Here is an 895-nt window from a genome sequence, read left to right as displayed (position 1 = left end):
GGCTACACCCTCAAGGGCGTGGCGCTGAAGGCCGGCTACGAAGTGCTGGGCGGCGACGAGGGCCCGGGCAACCGCGCCTTCCAGACCCCGCTGGCGACCAAGCACGCCTTCCAGGGCTGGGCCGACCAGTTCCTCATCACCCCCGCCGACGGCGTCGAGGACGCCTACGCCGGAGTCACCGTGCCGCTGCTCGGCGGCAGCCTGCAGGCCTGGTACCACGACTTTCGCGCCGAGCAGGGCAGCAGCCAGTACGGCGAGGAGATCGACCTGTCCTACGCCCACCCGATCCCGGGCGTGAAGGGCCTGGTCGGTCTGCTCAAGTACGCCAGCTATGACGCCGACGACTTCGCCGTCGATGCCGACAAGGCCTGGCTGCAGCTGCAGTACAGCTACTGATCGTCCGGCCCCGCAACGGGGCCCTGCCCGACCGGCGTGCGGCGGCCTGCCGCCGCACGCCTCTGGAGATTCACATGTTCAGCCGTCTGCTTAACCCTCACCTGCTTGGCCGCCTTCTGCTCGGCCTCGCCCTGCTCTGCCCACCCGCCTGGGCGGCGATCGGCGATGCCGAGGCGATGAACCTGGCCGGCATGCAGCGCATGCTCAGCCAGCGCATCGCCAAGAGTTACCTGATGATCGGCGCCGAAGTGCGCAGCGACGTGGCGCTGCAGCAGCTCGACCAGAGCGTGGCGCGCTTCGAAAGCAACTTCCTCGCCTTGAGCGAATACGCGCCCAACGCCGATATCCGCGCCGCCCTGGAACAGGCCGGCAGCACCTGGCAGGCCTACCGCGAGCTGGCCCTGTCGCGCCCCAGCCGCGAACAGGCCGTGCACCTGCTGCAGCTCAGCGACCAGCTGCTGGCGCAGAGCGAGCAGGTGGTGCTGCTGATCGAACGCCA

At 69.4% G+C, this 895-nt stretch carries 1 protein-coding gene and 1 pseudogene; both read left to right on the top strand.

Going from position 1 to position 895, the window contains the following annotated elements:
* Positions 1-396: pseudogene (locus F3I16_RS20950) on the top strand (hypothetical protein); the annotation flags it as partial.
* A gap of 74 nt (positions 397-470) precedes the next feature.
* Positions 471-895, top strand: a 425-nt coding sequence (locus tag F3I16_RS20945) for a type IV pili methyl-accepting chemotaxis transducer N-terminal domain-containing protein (protein ID WP_178116702.1), incomplete at its 3' end; no start/stop codon positions are given.

It is taken from the genome of Pseudomonas sp. L-22-4S-12, from assembly GCF_009799935.1.
Classification (GTDB): domain Bacteria; phylum Pseudomonadota; class Gammaproteobacteria; order Pseudomonadales; family Pseudomonadaceae; genus Aquipseudomonas.
The sequence above is the reverse complement of the archived record's forward strand: the minus strand, read 5'-3'. Positions and strand labels throughout refer to the sequence as shown.